A 17,137-nucleotide genomic window follows, 5' to 3' on the forward strand; every position below is an offset into this window, starting at 1 on the left:
ATTAGAAAACAGATTATCGATTATACTAGACATAGATAGTGCATCCTCCTTGGTTTTTGTAGTGATTAACCTTGAGGATGCCCTATCTTTTTTGTGCTTACACAGACTATTGTACGTCACCCACTTTGAGCGCGGATGGCTTCACTTTGAGCGTGGGCGACTTCACTTTGAGCGCGGAAGGCATCGCTTTGAGCGCGGGTGGCCCAACTTCAGGCGCGGATGGCCTCACTTCAGGCGCGGGATGCCTCACTTCAGGCGCGGATGGCCTCACTTCAGGCGCGGATGGCCTCACTTCAGGCGCGGATGGCCTCACTTCGGGCGCGGGATGGCCTCACTTCAGGCGCGGATGGCCTCGCTTCGAGCGCGGACGACCTCACTTTGAACGCGGGACGAACAGCTTTAGACACACCACCTCCCATGACGCGATTCCCACAAAAAAACCCCCTCGTTTAAAGGGGATTTCATAACTTATGCAACGCCTGAACACGTTTGCAGTTCGGCGATGAAGTCAAATGCGTCTTGCATTTCGTCTTCGGTGAAATTCAGTTTGTTTTTCACGATATGCACCTTCGCAATTTGCTCGTCCTTCGGCAAATGGTCGAAATAGAGCAAAGTGGAGACGAGTTCCAAAAATCGGGAGCTTTTCCCATTTAGCCTCTCAATGCAGTCTGCCAGTTTTTCATGTGGCGCATTCGCCGTTTCGAGGAACTGGTCTCCCTCTTCCGTCACATTGTAACTATATTGAACGTACGATCCTTTGTCCATGCAGCTTTCCGATAGGAAGCCCATTTCACAAAGCTCTTCGACCCGGAGTGTCAATTCCTCCGAATACGGTCCGTACATATGCAATTCGTATTTTTCAGCGAAAGGAAACTCCATCTTTTTCGCGATATAGATCATCTTCTGCAATTTCTTCCGCCCGCTCACTTCCCCCGCCAAGGCAATGAATTGCACAATTCTTGCATGTTCTTGCAGCAAGTTATTCACCTCTCAACATTCGTAAAATCGTTTTAGATAACGGATCATCTTTTGACTTCAAAAGATCTTCCGGAAAATAAATTTTATGGTCTGTCCGTCGCTTGCCTGAAATGGCGTCGACGATTTCCGATGAACGGGACAGTTCACGCAGCTCGCCGTTCGGCATTTGCAAATAGATCGGCACGCGTTCGTTCTCTTCACCAGGTCGGTAGAAATCATACGGCAAGTCGGAGGAGGAATCCGTAACAAGATAGTATTCCGGATCGATACCCACTTCCCTGAACAACCTTTCCAACTCACCGATTTTCCGGTATTCCGTCGCCGGTTCGAACTCGGCATATTGGAACAGTCTTCGGTTTAAGAAACGGTCGCAAAGGTCCGCCAAAATGGCATCGTCTTCTTTCCGCCACCATTGGAAATACGTCATGAGCACGCCTTCATCCAACGATATGTACTCTTCAAGCCCGAATGTCCGATCGAAGAACGATTTGAAATGGACTGGTTCGTGCTTGAACGGGTAGCCACTTGTATGTAGATGTCTAGCACGATGCAAAATTTTCATGAGAATGACTTCCGCGCTCCGCGAAACGGGGTGGAAGTAGACCTGCCAATACATTTGATAGCGGCTCATTATATAATCTTCCACTGCGTGCATTCCGCTAAACTTGATAACTACTTGCTCCTCCGCCGGCCGCATGACTCGCAAAATACGCTCCATATCGAAATGCCCGTACGAAACGCCAGTGTAATAGGCGTCACGCTGCAAATAATCCATTCGGTCCGCATCGATCTGGCTCGAGATAAGACTGACGACAAGCTTGTCCGGATACGTCTTCCCGATGACGTCCGCCACCTGTTGCGGGAATTCAGGCGATACGCGGCGAAGCACTTCATTCACTTCTGTATCCCCAGTCAGGATCTCCTGCGTGAACTTTTCGTGGTCGAGTGCAAACACCTTTTCAAATGCATGCGAAAACGGTCCGTGGCCGAGGTCATGCAGCAAAGCGGCACACAGCGTCAACAATCGTTCTTCGTCATTCCATTCCGCCCGTCCGCTGAAGCCGTCGTCAATGATCCGCCTCACAATTTCATAGACGCCGAGTGAATGCTGGAAACGGCTATGTTCCGCGCCATGGAAAACGAGATACGTTGTTCCGAGCTGCCGGATTCTACGAAGTCGCTGGAATTCCCGTGTCCCGATGACGTCCCAAATGACTTTGTCGCGCACATGGATATACCGGTGGACCGGATCCTTGAATACTTTCTCTTCAAAAAGCTTTTCATATTTATAGTCCACTTACTCATCCACCTCCGTCGACGCATTTTCTTAAGTATATCAAAAACCAAGCAAGTGAAAAGTACGGTTTTCATTGAAATAAAATAAAGTTTTTCGTTTGCCTTACAGTTTGGATGAATAAAAGGCTTGAACACTGTACACACTGACCGTAAGAAAGAGACTATGAACATGGCAGGAGGCAAGGAGATGGTGAAAGTTAGACAGGATGCTTGGCTTGAGGAAAATGATATTTTATTAGCCGAGACGGTGCTACGGCACGTCCGGGAAGGCAGTACACAGCTAAGCGCTTTTGAAGAGGTAGGGGATAAACTCAACAGGACCGCGGCTGCGTGTGGATTTAGGTGGAACGCAGTCGTTCGCCGCGATTACGAAAAAGAACTCGCAGAGGCGAAAAAAGAACGAAAACAGGCAATGCGCGTCTTAGGAGCAGACTTCAAACGACGCAGCCAACAGTTGTACAGCCCTTCACAAGGGGTAGATCAAGATGAAAAGACGGCTGTCCCTTTATCCGCCTTATCGCTTGATACAGTCATTGCCTATTTAATTCGTTTGCACCATACAGGAGGCGGAGACTCTGAATCACTCAGATGGAAGCATACTGCAAAAATGGCAAACGAAAAAGTCGAGACTCTCCAAAAAGAGATTGACAAATTGCAGCAAGAGAATAAAACTCTACGAAACGACTACGAAGCTTTCGTGCAAATCATGAACCGGGCTCGCCGCCTCGTCACATTAGAGGACGAATCCGAGCGCACAGCTCCCGTCTTTACGATGGAGCGAAACGGAAATCTCGTGTCGAAAGAACCGCCGACCAATCATTGATCGGCGGTTTTTTCTTTTATCCGCGAGCAAGCATCTTTTGATTCCGCTCGACGACCCGGTTCAAATAAAACAAATAATGCTCCATCTCCTCCGGTGTAAAGCCGCCGATTTGGACTTCCTCTGTTGAGAGCGCACGCAATAGCAGCTGGACGCGGATGCCGACGTCACCTACTGTCAGCGGCTCGTTCATTAGTTCCGACAGCGACGCCATCACTTCCGGGCGGATGTCCGGGTAGCTGAACTTCGTCTGCTTTCCTTGTAAACCGATTTCGTATAAATCGCGGATGAGGCGAGCGCGCTCGGAGCCGCTGCCTTCCACGCACAAGTACACTTGGACCGCGACGCCTTGGCGCAGCCGTCTTTGCGAAATCCCCGCGAACTTTCGGCCGCCGATGCTCAAGTCGTACGTCCCCGGACAATAGGAGCCAACGATTTCATATGCTTCGATCTGATCCGCGACTTCCGGGAACAGCATGCGGACGAATTCAACCATCGCCTCATACCCTTCCGGAATATCGATGGACCCTTCCTGTTCGGACAGAACGATGGAAATATTAAGCACACCTTCATCTAATACGACCGCGAGACCGCCCGAATTCCGGACGATCGTCTTAAAGCCTGCTTCTTGCAGGACCGGCAATGCCTCGTCGATATGCGGCAGCCGGTGATCCTGAATGCCGAGGACGATTGTTTCGTCATGCACCCATGTACGGACGGTCGGGATGGACATTTTCTGGCCAACAAGATGGCAGAGCGTGTCGTCCATCGCAAATGATTCCAAGGCGGATCGGTTTTTTGCGGTCATCGACTCGTCGATGAAGCGCCATTTCGGGAGTTGTAAATTGGACATTGCGTATTCTCCTGATGATCTTTTTGCTTTCGTTTTTCTGCTATAAGCATACACTAGTTCCACCCGTGGAGACAGTCAATCATTCTTGTCGATTGTATGACTTCTACACGTAGGCACGGTGTTTTACATTCGTTTATGCTACACTAAGAGTATACGTAATTCACTGAAAAAGGAGTTTGAATTCATATGAACGAAGCAGCGATTACACTCGATGGTTGGTATGTTCTACATGATTTGCGCTCGATGGATTGGGCATCTTGGAAGTTAATTTCAAAAGAGGAGCGTAAAGCGGCGATCGACGAATTCATGGCGTATTTGGACAAGCTTCAACAAGCGGATGATGCGAAGACGGGAAGCCATGCGTTTTATACGGTCATTGGGCAGAAAGCTGATTTCATGCTGATGACATTGCGTCCAACAATTGATGAGTTGCAGGAACTTGAAGCGGAGTTCAATAAATTGACGATTGCGGATTATACGATTCCGGCCTATTCGTATGTGTCCGTCGTCGAACTGTCGAACTATCTTGCAGGCGAGTCGGATGAAGATCCGTACCAAAATCCATATGTACGTGGACGCCTCTATCCGGAGCTGCCTCGCAATCAATACATCTGTTTCTACCCGATGGACAAGAAGCGCGATGGCGAAGACAACTGGTATATGCTCAGCATGGAAAAGCGTAAAGAATTGATGCGCAGCCACGGCATGATTGGTCGCGGATACGCTGGCAAAGTGAAGCAGATCATTTCGGGCTCTGTTGGTTTCGATGATTTCGAATGGGGCGTTACATTGTTCTCGGATGATGTACTCCAGTTCAAAAAGCTCGTCTACGAAATGCGCTTCGATGAAGTGAGCGCACGCTACGGCGTATTCGGCTCGTTCTTCATCGGCACATTGCTTGACGGAGAGAAGAAGTCGGCATTTTTCACAGTTTAATGGAAGGAGCCTCTTTTAAGGGGCTCTTTTTTATGTGCGTTTAGAGCGATTTATGAGCATTCGGCAAGATTTATGCGCGAGTATTCGAATTTATGCGCAGTTATGCGAAGTTATGCTCATCTGGCAGCATTTATGCGTATCTGTAGCTAGTTATGCGTCCTTAAGCAGATTTATGCATGTTAAGCGCGATTTATGCGCGATTCGTGGATTTACGCTCCATTTACGCATTAATGTCGCGAAAAACGCATAACGTGAATTATTTGCGCATAAAACGTTGCAACTACGCATAAAGTCAAATTCCTACGCATAAATCGTTACAATCGCGCATAATCTCCAATTTCCACGCATAAAAAAAAAAAAAAGAGCCATCCAAGACGGCCCCTCCCATTCATTTCCCTAACCACTCAATAATATCCGCCTTTACGTCATTCCCATTCCAAAACGTCAGTGCAGCATCCTCACCTAGCCGCTCGACGAGGTGTTCGACGTAGTCCGTACCGAGAAGATAACCGATCCGGTTATAGCCGAAATAGCTCCCACCAGATAGACGGAACCATTCTTTTTCCTTCGCCATGTCCCATTCCCCTAAAGCGTCTTCTAAAAAACGCCGTTTCACTTCGGCTTTATTCTCCTCAAAGCACTTCACCCACGGCTCACCTTCGTCATCGTATGTAAAATAGACCGGCTCCTCAAGCCCCGGGACCGTCCGTTTGGATAAATACGTTGCCGCGCCTTCCGTGAATAGTGTTGTCAGCCCATGTCCCCAATCGACTTCAGACCAGTCCATCCCGCCTTTGGTCGCCATCGAAAAGTGAGCAACGTGTCCGATTTCATGAGCAGTGATGACCCGCAAATGCTCTGGCTCCGCCGATAGCTTTTCAACAGCAAAATAAATTTCGCGTTTATTGTCCCGCGTGACAAATGCGTTGGAGCCGAACGTGCCGACAATCAGTTTGAACGTGAGCTCAACATCAAAGTCAAATGTCTGCCGATACGTCTCATTCACTTCTTCGATAATGGACGGCAAGTTGGCCGAAATGGAACGAATATCGTCCACCTTTCCCGCATATTTCTGAAGTGCTGCTGACAAGCGCTCTTCCGTCCTCGGGCAATGAATGGGAAAATACTTCTCATAAACGTCATCGTTGTCAGCCAAATACGATTCCAAGTCTAGCAGCGTCGGCTTTTTCACGGATTCCCAAAAGTCTAGGAAAGCCGGGATATAATTTTCAATCTTCATTGGAACTCCCCCTTTCCATCAGTATACATATTTTTCAGTCATTAATAAAAGCCGAAAAGCATATGGTGGAACCGAGGGGGTTATACTGCGGCAGTTATAAATGCCACAATGGAACACCGGAGTGTACAAATCGCATTGCTTCTTTTCCCCTACGGAAGAAAAGATTGTCCGCAAGTTTAAAAATGAAAGGATGGAAAATTTGGTTCAGTATTACTATTATCCAGGTTATCAACATCAGCAAATGCAACAAATGCCTGCAACGCCGCCACAGATTCCCGCTGGCGGAAGACCGCCTTCAGGCCGGGAGCAGTCGTTTATCGAAAATATCCTTCGTCTCAACCGCGGCAAGCCCGGTGTATTCCATTTCTCTTTCGAACATGCCATCGAACCAGGAAAGAATACGCTAGCAATCCCGGGCATGGTCGAAGCGGCCGGTCGTGATCACGTCATCTTGAGCTCTACTGCCGGCAAACGTTATTTGATACCGATGATTTATTTCGACTACGCGGAGTTTAACGAGGAACTGAGTTATTTCGATCAAACACCAATGTGAACCTGGTTGTAAAAAAACGTCTTCCAATGCCTATTTTGGCAAAGGAAGACGTTTTTTTGTTTCAAGCATTTCCCGGAACTCTTTTGGATCATCCACCCGGATAGCCGCCATATGAAACTCCTTTTCGAGCCCGAGGAACAAAGTCGCCTGCAACGGCCGGCTGAAATGGAGAATGCACTGCGGCTTCACCTCTTCAAAGTCGCGGGCAATGAACTCGATCAAGCCTTCGGACTTCAAATTATATTGCTCTGCCCCATTTCCCCATTCGATTTTTCCAATCGCGTCATAAGGAATTTCCATGCGTTTTCCGAGCCCAAGGGAAATTTGCATTCGATCATCGTTCATTGTCAAAGGAGTCAATCGCACGATTTGTATATCCGCAAGCACGTAAATGATGGAATAAACATTCAAAATCAGCAGAACGATGGACAAGATCATCGATTTGCCATGTAGCCACCAATGGATGCCGATTGTCTCAATGACAATCGCATGAATCAGCATGACGTTGAACGCAATCATGCTCGTTTTTTTATGCAAGGTAAACTGATTTTCGCCCACGGGCGGCTTCCGTTTCCACGAAGCAAAGGCGTAGTAAAACATGAGCGATTCAGCGGCGATGATCGAAACAATCGGGTGGGTTGACACCTTTTCTTTCACGAGTGCGGGGAAAGCGAAAAGTGTTCCGATATTCTTTTCTCTTCTCACTTCTCTCAGAATTCCTGGTAGATGCTTTGCAAGCAAAAACAAAAGACTGATTTCCGCGAACAGCAGAATCGCTTCGAACCCGATAGCGACATAAGGTATGAATCGAAAAGGTTCAAAATACTGAGCAGGAATGACAAACCGAGCAGCAACGAGACCGATTACCATGAAGGTGAAAAACCGTTTCAACGTAAAACCTTTTTTACGCGTCATTGCCAAAATGAGAAGTGGCGCAATGATTGCAAAATCCAGCAAAGATCCAATGACAACTCCACGCGAATCAGCGGGCAGCGGAATCGCAGGAAGCCGGTAAGCCAAATAATTACTCACAAGCACAAGGATCAACAATGAAGCAAACAAGCCTTGCTTTGAACGTACGCGAGTCAACACCATGGAAACTCCCCCTTTTTTCCAGTTTATCAAAGAAAGTGGTCAGCATCGAGGGAACATTTTGACGATTTTATGGAAATGTTTGGACGGGCCGAGGATTACTTTGGACGCGGGGAGGCTGGCTTCGAGCGCGGGATCGCTCGATTCGGGCGCGGGATGGCTCGCTTCGGGCGCGGGATGGCTTGCTTCGGGCGCGTGATGGCTTGCTTCGGGCGCGGGACGGCTCACTTCGGGCGCGAGACGGCTTGCTTCGGGCGCGTGATGGCTTGCTTCGGGCGCGAGACGGCTTGTTTCGAGCGTGGGACGGCTCGCTTCGGGCGCGGGATGACTCACTTTGGACGCGGTCCAGCTCCATGACGCGATTCAAAAAAAACGGTCTGAAGAACTTTGGCTCTTCAAACCGTTTTAATCATTTACCGAACTTTGCTGCTGCGATAATGAGCATGATCCATCCTACGATGAATGCGACGCCGCCGATTGGGGTGATGGCGCCCAATATGCCGATACCGGATAGGCTGAGGACGTAGAGGCTGCCGGAGAAAATGATAATGCCGGCGAGCAGCAAGTAGCCTGCCCATGTCAAGGCGGTTGACGGGCCGAGGAGTGATGAGCTCATGAGAATGCCGATTGCAATCAGTCCGACTGCATGGAACATTTGGTATTGGACGGCGGTTTCCCATATGGCGAGGTATCGTTCGGATAAGCGTTCTTTCAGCGCATGCGCGCCAAATGCGCCGAGTGCGACGGCAAGTGCCGCGTTGACTGCACCGGCAATAATGAAAAATGGCATGTGAATTTCCTACTTTCTCTATCTACATTTTTGCGTTACGAAGATTAAAAATCAAAAATAGATCCGCCGTTTGCATCTTCTTCGTCCAATGGCCTTCCTTCCAATGAAGAAATTTGCGGCTTATGGGAAATCGCCATCGTTCTCGGCGTTATGATCGGCTCGTCTTTCATTTCATTCCCCGCGAGCACAACTTGACAGAGCGCCCTGACGGCTGTCAGCGCCTCGCGGATCGCTTGGTCGTCGTCCGTGGCTTTTGCATAATTCAGCTGGCGTTGCATTTCCTCAATAATTCGTTCCTTTGGAATCATTGTCTTGCTACCCCTTTCTTCGGTTCATATTTCATACACTCCATGCCGGATGATCGCCTCACGACGATGGACGGCAGTTCGCGTGTTTTAAAACCGTATGCCTTGCAGCCACGCGGACTTTTCGGATCCCATGTTACGAAAAAGTATTGACATTGAAAACAATTTACAGCCATATGAACACCTATCCCCCCTACAATCCGTCTGTTTTGCACCAGTCGATCGGCATTTGACCCCACTTTATCAAAATTCCATTCGCCTTGGAATAGGGCTGACTGCCGAAAAAGCCACGGCTTGCACTTAGCGGGCTTGGATGGACCGCTTCGATAATCGCATTGTTCATCAAATCGATCAGCTTCTTCTTCTCCTGCGCAGGACGTCCCCACAGGATGAAGACGACCGGCTCATCGCGCTCGGACAAGCGGCGGATTACTTCGTCGGTAAACTGCTCCCATCCTTGTTTTTTATGAGAATGCGCCTCCCCTGCCCTCACCGTCAGGACGGTGTTCAGCATGAGTACTCCTTGCTTCGCCCAGCCCGTGAGCGTTCCGGTTTCCGGAATGGCGCACCCGATATCGGACTGCAATTCCTTGAACATATTCCGCAAGCTCGGTGGAATCTTGACGCCAGGCTTCACCGAAAAGCTGAGGCCATGCGCTTGTCCAGACCCGTGATAAGGATCTTGTCCTAGAATAACCACCTTTACATCCTGAAACGGAGTCAACCGGAAAGCTGTCCACATATCTTCCATAGGCGGATAGACTATTTGGCTTTCATATTCTTTTTTAAGGTAATCGCGAAGCCGCAAGTAGTACGGTTTTTCGAATTCCCCCGCAAGCACGGCGTCCCAGTCGTTGCCAAATCTCTTTTTCTGCAAGCAACTCACTCCTTGAATTCAATCGTGACGTCATACCCCGCAAATGAGAACATTTCCTTCAACGTCTTTTCAGCATTGTATTGCGCTGTCTTCAGGACGCCTTGGCCAGTCGCTTCCTCGAGAATGAGTTTCTTTGCTTCGGCAGCGAGTTCGTAAGCCTCTTCGATGTCTGCCTTTTGACGGAATACACCCTCATAGGAATACACTTCGACTTGGTCAAAATAAATCTCCGCTCCCCCGAGGAAGGTTGCTGGTGGCAATGTAAGCTTCGCTGTCTTTTTCTCTTCATCGATGATGACATCTTTCTCGGTGAGTTTCGATAAATCGACACCCGCCTTCACCGATCCCGGAATGACGACGAGCAGCTGCCGCTTCGTCCCCGGTACGTTCAAACCAATGCTTTGTCCAAATATTTGATTGTCCTGCCGTTCGATGATGACTTTTGTATAGGCTTCCGCGGTAGCCATTTCGTTCAATTCAAGAACCTGTTCGATGAACATCCCTTTCTGCTCCGTGAACGTGCTCCCTTGCTTCAATAAATAAAAGGCGATGAAAGGAAGGGACAAGACGATAAGCAAGAGAAGCACCGCTAAGAGCAGCGTCCACCGTTTCCACTTCGAAATGAACGTGAATCGTAAACGTGGCCTCCATGATTTCCTTTTCCTACCGATCAACTCTTCCACGGTGACGGCACTCTCGGAATCGGAATCCTTCATTTCCTTCAATAGTCTTTCAATCTCCTGTAATTTCTTTTTATCATCCATACCCTTTTTCACCATCCTTCGACACTCGTAATCGTACAATTTTACATATAGTTGTACGTTTAGCCTATCGAAAAGTTCCGATATGGACAACAGATACGCATAGACTCCTTTATTCATATTGTGAAATACGCATAAATTCGCCAAAAGACGCACAAACTCTAGCAAATGCGCATAAAAGCAGAAATGTACGCATAAAACATCGGAAACGCGCATAAATACGAGAATTCACGCATAAATCGCCGCAACAGCGCATAAACTTCCCCGAATATCCAATACTTTTGTATTTTTCCCTCAATTTTATTACTATTGTATATGAATGCAATCCAACACGAAGGAGAATGCAACGATGACTTTGAAAAAGACATTGACGATCGCAGGATCAGATACATCAGGCGGTGCGGGAATCCAAGCCGACTTGAAAACGTTCCAAGAACATGGAACTTACGGCATAACAGCATTGACAGTCGTCGCGACGATGGATCCCGATAACAATTGGAGCCATAGCGTCTACTCCCTTCCGATTGATGTCGTGAAAGCACAACTGAAAACGGCACTTTCGACAGGCATCGACGCCATTAAGACAGGCATGCTTAGCACGGAAGAAGCGATCCAAACCGCGGGCGAGGCAATCGAAGAATCTAGGCTCGACCATGTCGTCATCGACCCGGTAATGGTATGTAAAGGCGAAGATGAAGTCCTCAATCCCGGAACTGTCGATGCCATGGTGAAATACTTACTTCCAAAAGCAGAAATTGTGACACCGAACTTGTTCGAAGCAGGTCAATTGGCGGGAATGAAAACCCCTACGACAATTGAGCAAATGAAATCGGTTGCCGAAAAGCTCCATTCCCTGGGCGCACGCAACGTCGTCATTAAAGGCGGAAAGCAGCTCCAACATGACAAAGCAGCAGACCTATTCTACGATGGCAAGACGTTCACGTTACTCGAGGCGGAAAAAACGGACACGCACTACAACCATGGAGCAGGCTGTACGTTCGCCGCTGCGATGACAGCAAACCTTGCGAACGGGCTTAGCGTGAAAGAAGCAGTCCTTGAAGCGAAAAAATTCGTTTCCGCTGCTATCGCGAACGGCTGGAAGTTGAATGAATACGTCGGTCCCGTCCTGCACGGTGCTAAAAACAAAGTAGGCGCACCTGACGTAACGGCTACGGAGATTTAATAGGATAAAGGCGAGAAGAGAACCGCCTCTTCCCGCCTTTTTATTTTTATCGATCATTTCCCAAGAGTTATCGGTCATTTCCCAAAGGTTATCGATCAATTCAACTGAGTTATCGTTCATTTCCCGGAACTTATCGATCATTTCCTATAGTTTATTGTCATTTTGTGACCTTTAGCCTACACGAATCGAATGCTTCAGGCATGCTAATCGCTTTCATTTACACTTTTCTATATACTTGTTTTATCTGCAGTTTGTAAGAAGGAGGATTTTTCATGGAGATCGTGAAACCGGACCGGTTGCAGGAATTGCTTGATTCCTATGCGAATAAAGACGTTTACATCCATCTTGAAACGACGAACGGTGCGTATGCCGCCCACTTTAAGGAAGGGTTTTTCAATGCCGGGGCATTCATCCGGAATGTCGTCGTCAAATATGAACTCGGCAAAGTGGCGGGCGAATCGCCGCATCGAGTCGGACTGAAGCTTCCGTCAGGTTGGATTTACGCACAAGGAATTACCCACTACACTGTCGACGAACATGACCGGCTGCTCATGGCAGGACTTGATCCTGACGGTAAACTCGCAGTCGCGCTCGAAATAAGCGAAACACCATTTACATATTAAGCTGTTGGATTGTGAAGGAGGCTTTTCGATGATAAAAAAAGAACGCCACGTACTCGTCATTTTTCCACACCCGGACGATGAAGCTTTCGGCGTGTCGGGTACGATTTCCACATATATTGAAATGGGGGTTCCCGTTACATATGCTTGTCTAACGCTCGGCGAAATGGGACGGAACCTCGGCAATCCCCCATTTGCGAACCGTGAAACGTTGCCCCAAATCCGTAAACAGGAATTGCTAAACGCCGCAGCAGCGATGGGACTTACGGACCTCCGAATGATGGGCTTACGCGATAAGACAATCGAATTTGAGGATGACGAAAAAATGATCAAACTCGTAACCGATTTGATTGAAGATACGAATCCGTCCCTCATTATTACGTTCTACCCGGGACTCTCCGTACATCCCGACCACGACGCAACAGGGCGCGCCGTCGTCCGTGCCGTCAGAAGGATGAAAGAATCCGAACGCCCGACACTGTATACGATAGCATTCGCGAACAATACATCCGAAACGATCGGTGCACCTGACATCTTCCATAATGTTGAAGGAGCTGCTCAAAAAAAGCTCAATACGTTAAACGCGCACGCTTCCCAAACGGTTTGGATGATGCGCGATATGGAAAAAAGATTGGCAGAGAAAGACCCCGATGCATTAAAATGGCTACACGAAGAAAAGTTTTACACATACCGATGGGATAGAGATTTTGAATAACTTAAAGAAATAGCCATACCCCGTTTGCCTTGCAAACGGGGTTTCTTTATTAGTAAAATAAAAGACTGAAAACTAAAACATTCTTCCATTGTATTTACAATAGGAGGAAAACACTATAGTATGTATAAATATGCAATACCTATGATAAATTATACATGAAGGAGAAAATAGAGATGAAACAACAACATACATTATCTACATGGTTTTTCTTTCTCGTTCCCTCTATACTCGGCATAATCCTTTTCATGATCCCTCTGAAGTTCGGAGAAGAATGGAAAGTTCCTATCGCAAAATTTGCGGATATTTTGTCAGGCTGGCTGGAACCTATCATGCCAATGACAGCAATGATCTTTATTGTAATCGCGGCGCTTGGATCGTTACTATTTTCTTTCATCCCGCGTTCAAGTTCAAAACCTTCTCTTCTGGAAAGTTTGTTCAAAGTGACGCCTTTCTGGGTCGTTACTCGAATTGTCGGGGCGATTTTCGCCATCATGGTTACATTCAAAATCGGGCCTGAGTTCATTTGGAGTGAAAATACAGGTGGCTTGTTGCTCTCGCCTGATGGTCTCGTTTCATTTTTATTCACGATTTTCTTATTTGCCGGCTTACTATTGCCGCTTCTATTGAACTTTGGTCTATTGGAATTCTTCGGTACGATGATGGTGAAAGTGATGCGTCCATTGTTCCATCTGCCTGGACGCTCTTCCATCGATGCACTGACGTCATGGATCGGTGACGGTACGATTGGCGTACTGTTAACGAGCAGACAATATGAAGATGGCTTTTATACACAAAAGGAAGCGGCAAACATCGCGACAACGTTTTCAGTTGTGTCCATTACGTTTTCACTCGTCATTATCGACACAGTCGGCATGTCCAACTATTTCCTTCCGTATTACGGAACTGTCGTTTTGACAGGCTTAATATTGGCGTTCATCATGCCACGCATTTATCCACTGAGGGGCAAGAAGTCTGAGTATATCGACGGACGTAAGTTCACCGGGGATGAGGAAAAGCTGCCTGAAGGCTATAATGTTATCAGTCATGGCTTGGAAAATGCATTGGAGACTGCTTCCAAAAACCGATCTATCATCAGAAATATTGCCGATGGCATGCGCAATGTACTCGATATGTGGGTTGGCGTTACGCCAGTCGTCATGGCATTCGGTACAATCGCTCTTATTTTGGCGGAATACACAGGCGTTTTCACATTCCTTGGGAAGCCGTTCGAGCCAATCCTCACTGTGCTAGGCATTCCAGAAGCTGCAGAAGCCGCGCAAATGATGGTCGTCGGTTTCGCGGACATGTTCCTGCCAGTTATTTTGGCAGATGGTGTCATCACTTCTCAAATTACGTTGTTTACGATTGCTACGATTTCGGTCGTTCAACTCATTTACATGTCTGAAGTCGGCGGATTGATTCTCGGAACGAAGATTCCTATCAACTTCCTTGATTTGATCGTAATTTTCCTACTGCGTACACTTATCGCGCTTCCGATCGTTGCGGGCGTTGCACATTTATTGTTTTAATTGATGTTATACGTCATTTTTGAGATTTATGCGCGTTTCTGGCGATTTATGCGTTTTTCCAACCGTTTATGCACATATAAATCGATTTATGCGTGACTCGCCAATTTTATGCGTATTTCAACAGTTTTATGCGTGTTTAGCAATCAAACTAAAAGGCCGCTAATCCATCTTCAGGATTAGCGGCCTTTTTTTCATGCTTTCAATTTAATTCTTAATTTCTCCAACATATCTGCTGTCATCGCATCCAAGTCATAGGTCGTCCGGAAACCCCATTCCTCCACAGCTGCGGAAGGGTCGATATAATCGGGCCAGCTGTCGGCAATCGCTTGTCGGACCGGATCGACGTTATACGACATTTCAAAATCTGGGATATGCTTGCGAATGGATGCTGCAATCTCCTCCGGTTCGAAGCTCATCGCAGTCACGTTGAAGGCATTACGATGGATCAATTTTGCTGGATCTGCTTCCATCAAGTCGACGATCGCCTGCAAAGCATCAGGCATATACATCATATCCATATACGTACCCGTTGCGATGAACGACTCATATTTTCCTTCTGTAATCGCTTTATAATAAATATCCACTGCATAATCGGTCGTACCACCGCCTGGTTGCGCCACATACGATATTAATCCCGGGAAGCGCACGCCGCGGGTGTCAACGCCGAATCGGTGGTAATAATAGTCGCATAGCAACTCGCCCGAAACTTTATTGACGCCATACATCGTCGTCGGTCGTTGCAGTGTATCTTGTGGCGTGTTCATCTTCGGAGTCGAAGGGCCGAATGCCCCGATTGAGCTAGGAGTGAAAAAATGCATGTTCAGTTCACGCGCCACTTCAAGCGCATTCATGAGGCCCCCCATGTTGAGGTTCCACGCAAATAACGGGTTTTCTTCGGCTTTGGCAGATAAAAGCGCCGCCATATGCATGATCGTGTCTGCACCAAAATCCTTCGCTACATCATGCATCTTCTTGCCATCCGTCACATCGAGGACAGCAAATGGCCCCGCAACTGGTTCTTGCGGTTGACGGATATCTGTCGATAATACATTCTCTTCGCCGTATTCCTGTTGCAGTTTGCCAATCAATTCAGAACCGATCTGGCCAAGTGCACCAGTCACCATGATTTTTTTCAATCCTGACTCCTCCTAAAGGTCATATGTATTTATGGGAAGGACAATATTTTTAACAAAATAAACAAACTCGTTTATATCAATACAAAACGATTATATTATGTCTTTCTGTAAAACACAACAGCTATTATTCCCTTATCATAATTTTCTCCTTATTTTTCTGTTATACTATAGAAAAAACGTTGAGGTGTATGATGTTCAGTAAATATACTAATTTTATTTTTATCGTTTTGCTAAGTGCCTTGCTGGCGACCGTTTTATTCAGGGCCGGTGTGTCGACTTGGCTCGTTTTTACGATTATTTTGGCATTTACTTTCATTTTGACGATGGGCTACCCATTTTATATCATTTACAAATCGAAAAGTTTGAAACTGATTGACCGATATTTGGCCAATCATAAAAAGAAACCGATTTTCAGCTATGCTTATGCACTCGCTCATGGAACGGATCAAGAAATTATTGATTCATTGAAAAAAATATTGAGGTCCTACCCTCACGCGGAAGTACAAGATACATATAATGCCAATCTGCTAGTGTTCCAAAAGGATTGGAGAAAGTTAATTGAAGCATCTCAAACGATGACGACCACTATCTACCGTGATTATTATGCGGGAATCGGGTATACAATGAATAACAATAAAGAGAAAGCTTCCGAGTATTTATCAAAATTGCGGACGCCGTGGATGGTTCATTCAATGAAAGCGATCATGGCCTTGAAGCAAGGACAGGAAGACGTATTCCAAACTGAATCCGCATTGGCGACAAAGAATGCGGTCGGTATGCAGCGCTATGTCTTGTATCATATGTTGAAGAGAATGGCGAAAGGAGTTTTTTGAAGAAGGAGGTGTGGAAATTGGACTTTATGGAAGAGGCTTTCGTTGAATTGAAGGATGGAAGACGCGGTTTAATCGTCGAAATACGGCCGAATGAACGGACACAATACGACATTGAACTTCCGAACGGAGAACTGACGACCGTCTTCCACGATGAAGTTGCCAAACAAATACACTTGCCGACGAAATAAAATAAAAACTAGATCGCACGAAGAAAACCCATCTCAAAAAGAAGATGGGTTTTCGATTTCAAACTGGTCAGCTTGCAACCTTTACGAATAATTGGCCGTTGTGCATCGGGCATTCCAACTGGCCTCTCGCTTCAAGATCCGTCACAATTGCTTCCATATACCACGAGTTATTCCCATCGAACGGCGTCAATCTTCTCAATGTCCTGTTCGACAGTTCCTCGAATGAAATGATGCCTGCTTCACGAATGATCATAAGCATCACTTTTTTGATTTTTTCATATCTGAACTTTACAATCGTTGCTCCGGCTTTCCCGTTCGATTGTAAAAGTTGGACGCTATCGTTATATCGCATACGCTCCACCTTTTCATCGTGTATTACCATTTATCTATTACCCTTTGTAACTCGTTTTAATCCTCTTATACTAAAAAAAC

23 protein-coding genes and 1 pseudogene are annotated in these 17,137 nt (G+C 46.9%); 10 read left to right on the top strand and 14 right to left on the bottom strand.

The annotated features are described in order from the left end of the window. Positions 1-106: 106 nt before the first annotated feature. Genes MHZ92_RS05160 through MHZ92_RS05170 form a run of 4 tightly spaced genes read right to left on the bottom strand, consistent with a single transcriptional unit; the run spans position 107 to position 2,275 of the window. A complete protein-coding gene (locus tag MHZ92_RS05160; protein ID WP_239430517.1) occupies positions 107-313 on the bottom strand; it encodes a hypothetical protein in 207 nt (68 codons plus the stop codon). Next, positions 294-419: a hypothetical protein gene (locus tag MHZ92_RS21355; protein WP_255723376.1), complete on the bottom strand. Its 126-nt coding sequence runs from the start codon at positions 417-419 to the stop codon at positions 294-296. Before MHZ92_RS21355 ends, MHZ92_RS05160 begins: the two co-directional genes overlap by 20 nt. Positions 420-468: 49 nt before the next feature. After that, on the bottom strand, positions 469-978 hold the full coding sequence (locus MHZ92_RS05165) for a YwgA family protein (RefSeq protein WP_239430518.1): 510 nt from the start codon (positions 976-978) through the stop codon (positions 469-471). Between the two features lies 1 nt (position 979). Continuing rightward, positions 980-2,275 carry an HD domain-containing protein gene (locus MHZ92_RS05170; RefSeq protein ID WP_239430519.1) on the bottom strand — a complete coding sequence of 432 codons (1,296 nt, stop codon included), beginning with the start codon at positions 2,273-2,275 and terminating at the stop codon, positions 980-982. Positions 2,276-2,461: 186 nt separating this feature from the next. On the opposite strand from MHZ92_RS05170, the gene MHZ92_RS05175 reads away from it, so the two are divergent. After that, entirely contained in the window at positions 2,462-3,097 is a 636-nt protein-coding gene (locus MHZ92_RS05175; protein ID WP_239430520.1) for an RsfA family transcriptional regulator, read from the top strand. 16 nt (positions 3,098-3,113) lie between these two features. Here the strand turns inward: MHZ92_RS05175 and MHZ92_RS05180 are convergent, their stop codons facing one another. Beyond that, positions 3,114-3,947, bottom strand: a complete 834-nt coding sequence (locus MHZ92_RS05180; protein ID WP_239430521.1) for a lipoate--protein ligase family protein — start codon at positions 3,945-3,947, stop codon at positions 3,114-3,116. A gap of 186 nt (positions 3,948-4,133) precedes the next feature. Between MHZ92_RS05180 and hemQ the strand changes: the two genes are divergently transcribed. Next, positions 4,134-4,883, top strand: coding sequence for a hydrogen peroxide-dependent heme synthase (gene hemQ / locus MHZ92_RS05185; RefSeq protein WP_239430522.1), 750 nt, complete (start codon positions 4,134-4,136; stop codon positions 4,881-4,883). Between the two features lie 388 nt (positions 4,884-5,271). Here the strand turns inward: hemQ and MHZ92_RS05190 are convergent, their stop codons facing one another. Next, positions 5,272-6,123: an aminopeptidase gene (locus tag MHZ92_RS05190; RefSeq protein WP_239430523.1), complete on the bottom strand. Its 852-nt coding sequence runs from the start codon at positions 6,121-6,123 to the stop codon at positions 5,272-5,274. A 100-nt stretch (positions 6,124-6,223) separates the two neighbouring features. Between MHZ92_RS05190 and MHZ92_RS05195 the strand changes: the two genes are divergently transcribed. Continuing rightward, entirely contained in the window at positions 6,224-6,676 is a 453-nt protein-coding gene (locus tag MHZ92_RS05195) for a spore coat protein GerQ (protein ID WP_239430524.1), read from the top strand. A gap of 30 nt (positions 6,677-6,706) precedes the next feature. On the opposite strand, the gene MHZ92_RS05200 is transcribed toward MHZ92_RS05195, so the two are convergent. Next, positions 6,707-7,771 carry a beta-carotene 15,15'-monooxygenase gene (locus MHZ92_RS05200; RefSeq protein WP_239430525.1) on the bottom strand — a complete coding sequence of 355 codons (1,065 nt, stop codon included), beginning with the start codon at positions 7,769-7,771 and terminating at the stop codon, positions 6,707-6,709. Between the two features lie 199 nt (positions 7,772-7,970). Here MHZ92_RS05200 and MHZ92_RS21565 point away from each other — a divergent pair. Then, a pseudogene (locus MHZ92_RS21565) lies at positions 7,971-8,030 on the top strand (hypothetical protein); the annotation flags it as partial. Between the two features lie 147 nt (positions 8,031-8,177). On the opposite strand, the gene MHZ92_RS05205 reads toward MHZ92_RS21565, so the two are convergent. Genes MHZ92_RS05205 through MHZ92_RS05225 form a run of 5 tightly spaced genes read right to left on the bottom strand, consistent with a single transcriptional unit; the run spans position 8,178 to position 10,621 of the window. Further along, complete coding sequence (locus MHZ92_RS05205) at positions 8,178-8,558, bottom strand: DUF423 domain-containing protein (protein ID WP_239430526.1); 381 nt, start codon at positions 8,556-8,558, stop codon at positions 8,178-8,180. Positions 8,559-8,602: 44 nt separating this feature from the next. Then, on the bottom strand, positions 8,603-8,866 hold the full coding sequence (locus tag MHZ92_RS05210) for a YwdI family protein (protein ID WP_239430527.1): 264 nt from the start codon (positions 8,864-8,866) through the stop codon (positions 8,603-8,605). Continuing rightward, positions 8,863-9,039, bottom strand: coding sequence for a uracil-DNA glycosylase (locus MHZ92_RS05215; protein WP_239430528.1), 177 nt, complete (start codon positions 9,037-9,039; stop codon positions 8,863-8,865). The genes MHZ92_RS05210 and MHZ92_RS05215 overlap by 4 nt, the downstream gene beginning before the upstream one ends. A 17-nt stretch (positions 9,040-9,056) precedes the next feature. Further along, complete coding sequence (locus MHZ92_RS05220) at positions 9,057-9,740, bottom strand: uracil-DNA glycosylase (RefSeq protein WP_239430529.1); 684 nt, start codon at positions 9,738-9,740, stop codon at positions 9,057-9,059. Between the two features lie 5 nt (positions 9,741-9,745). Then, entirely contained in the window at positions 9,746-10,621 is an 876-nt protein-coding gene (locus tag MHZ92_RS05225) for a DUF4230 domain-containing protein (protein ID WP_370644623.1), read from the bottom strand. 229 nt (positions 10,622-10,850) lie between these two features. Between MHZ92_RS05225 and thiD the strand changes: the two genes are divergently transcribed. The 4 genes from thiD to MHZ92_RS05245 all read left to right on the top strand — a co-directional run bounded on the left by thiD (position 10,851) and on the right by MHZ92_RS05245 (position 14,548). Beyond that, complete coding sequence (gene thiD, locus MHZ92_RS05230) at positions 10,851-11,684, top strand: bifunctional hydroxymethylpyrimidine kinase/phosphomethylpyrimidine kinase (protein ID WP_239430530.1); 834 nt, start codon at positions 10,851-10,853, stop codon at positions 11,682-11,684. A gap of 272 nt (positions 11,685-11,956) precedes the next feature. After that, positions 11,957-12,307: a YojF family protein gene (locus MHZ92_RS05235; RefSeq protein ID WP_239430531.1), complete on the top strand. Its 351-nt coding sequence runs from the start codon at positions 11,957-11,959 to the stop codon at positions 12,305-12,307. A 28-nt stretch (positions 12,308-12,335) separates the two neighbouring features. Next, entirely contained in the window at positions 12,336-13,019 is a 684-nt protein-coding gene (bshB2, locus tag MHZ92_RS05240; protein ID WP_239430532.1) for a bacillithiol biosynthesis deacetylase BshB2, read from the top strand. Positions 13,020-13,192: 173 nt separating this feature from the next. Next, on the top strand, positions 13,193-14,548 hold the full coding sequence (locus MHZ92_RS05245) for a YjiH family protein (protein WP_239430533.1): 1,356 nt from the start codon (positions 13,193-13,195) through the stop codon (positions 14,546-14,548). A 191-nt stretch (positions 14,549-14,739) separates the two neighbouring features. Here the strand turns inward: MHZ92_RS05245 and MHZ92_RS05250 are convergent, their stop codons facing one another. Then, positions 14,740-15,684: an L-threonine 3-dehydrogenase gene (locus tag MHZ92_RS05250; protein WP_239430534.1), complete on the bottom strand. Its 945-nt coding sequence runs from the start codon at positions 15,682-15,684 to the stop codon at positions 14,740-14,742. Positions 15,685-15,875: 191 nt separating this feature from the next. Between MHZ92_RS05250 and MHZ92_RS05255 the strand changes: the two genes are divergently transcribed. Both MHZ92_RS05255 and MHZ92_RS05260 read left to right on the top strand, forming a co-directional pair. Continuing rightward, positions 15,876-16,517, top strand: a complete 642-nt coding sequence (locus MHZ92_RS05255) for a hypothetical protein (protein WP_239430535.1) — start codon at positions 15,876-15,878, stop codon at positions 16,515-16,517. A gap of 17 nt (positions 16,518-16,534) precedes the next feature. Next, positions 16,535-16,705, top strand: a complete 171-nt coding sequence (locus tag MHZ92_RS05260) for a hypothetical protein (protein ID WP_239430536.1) — start codon at positions 16,535-16,537, stop codon at positions 16,703-16,705. Positions 16,706-16,772: 67 nt separating this feature from the next. On the opposite strand, the gene MHZ92_RS05265 is transcribed toward MHZ92_RS05260, so the two are convergent. Beyond that, on the bottom strand, positions 16,773-17,087 hold the full coding sequence (locus tag MHZ92_RS05265) for a DUF6958 family protein (protein ID WP_239430537.1): 315 nt from the start codon (positions 17,085-17,087) through the stop codon (positions 16,773-16,775). Positions 17,088-17,137: the final 50 nt, after the last annotated feature.

This window comes from Sporosarcina sp. ACRSL (genome assembly GCF_022346605.1).
GTDB lineage: Bacteria > Bacillota > Bacilli > Bacillales_A > Planococcaceae > Sporosarcina.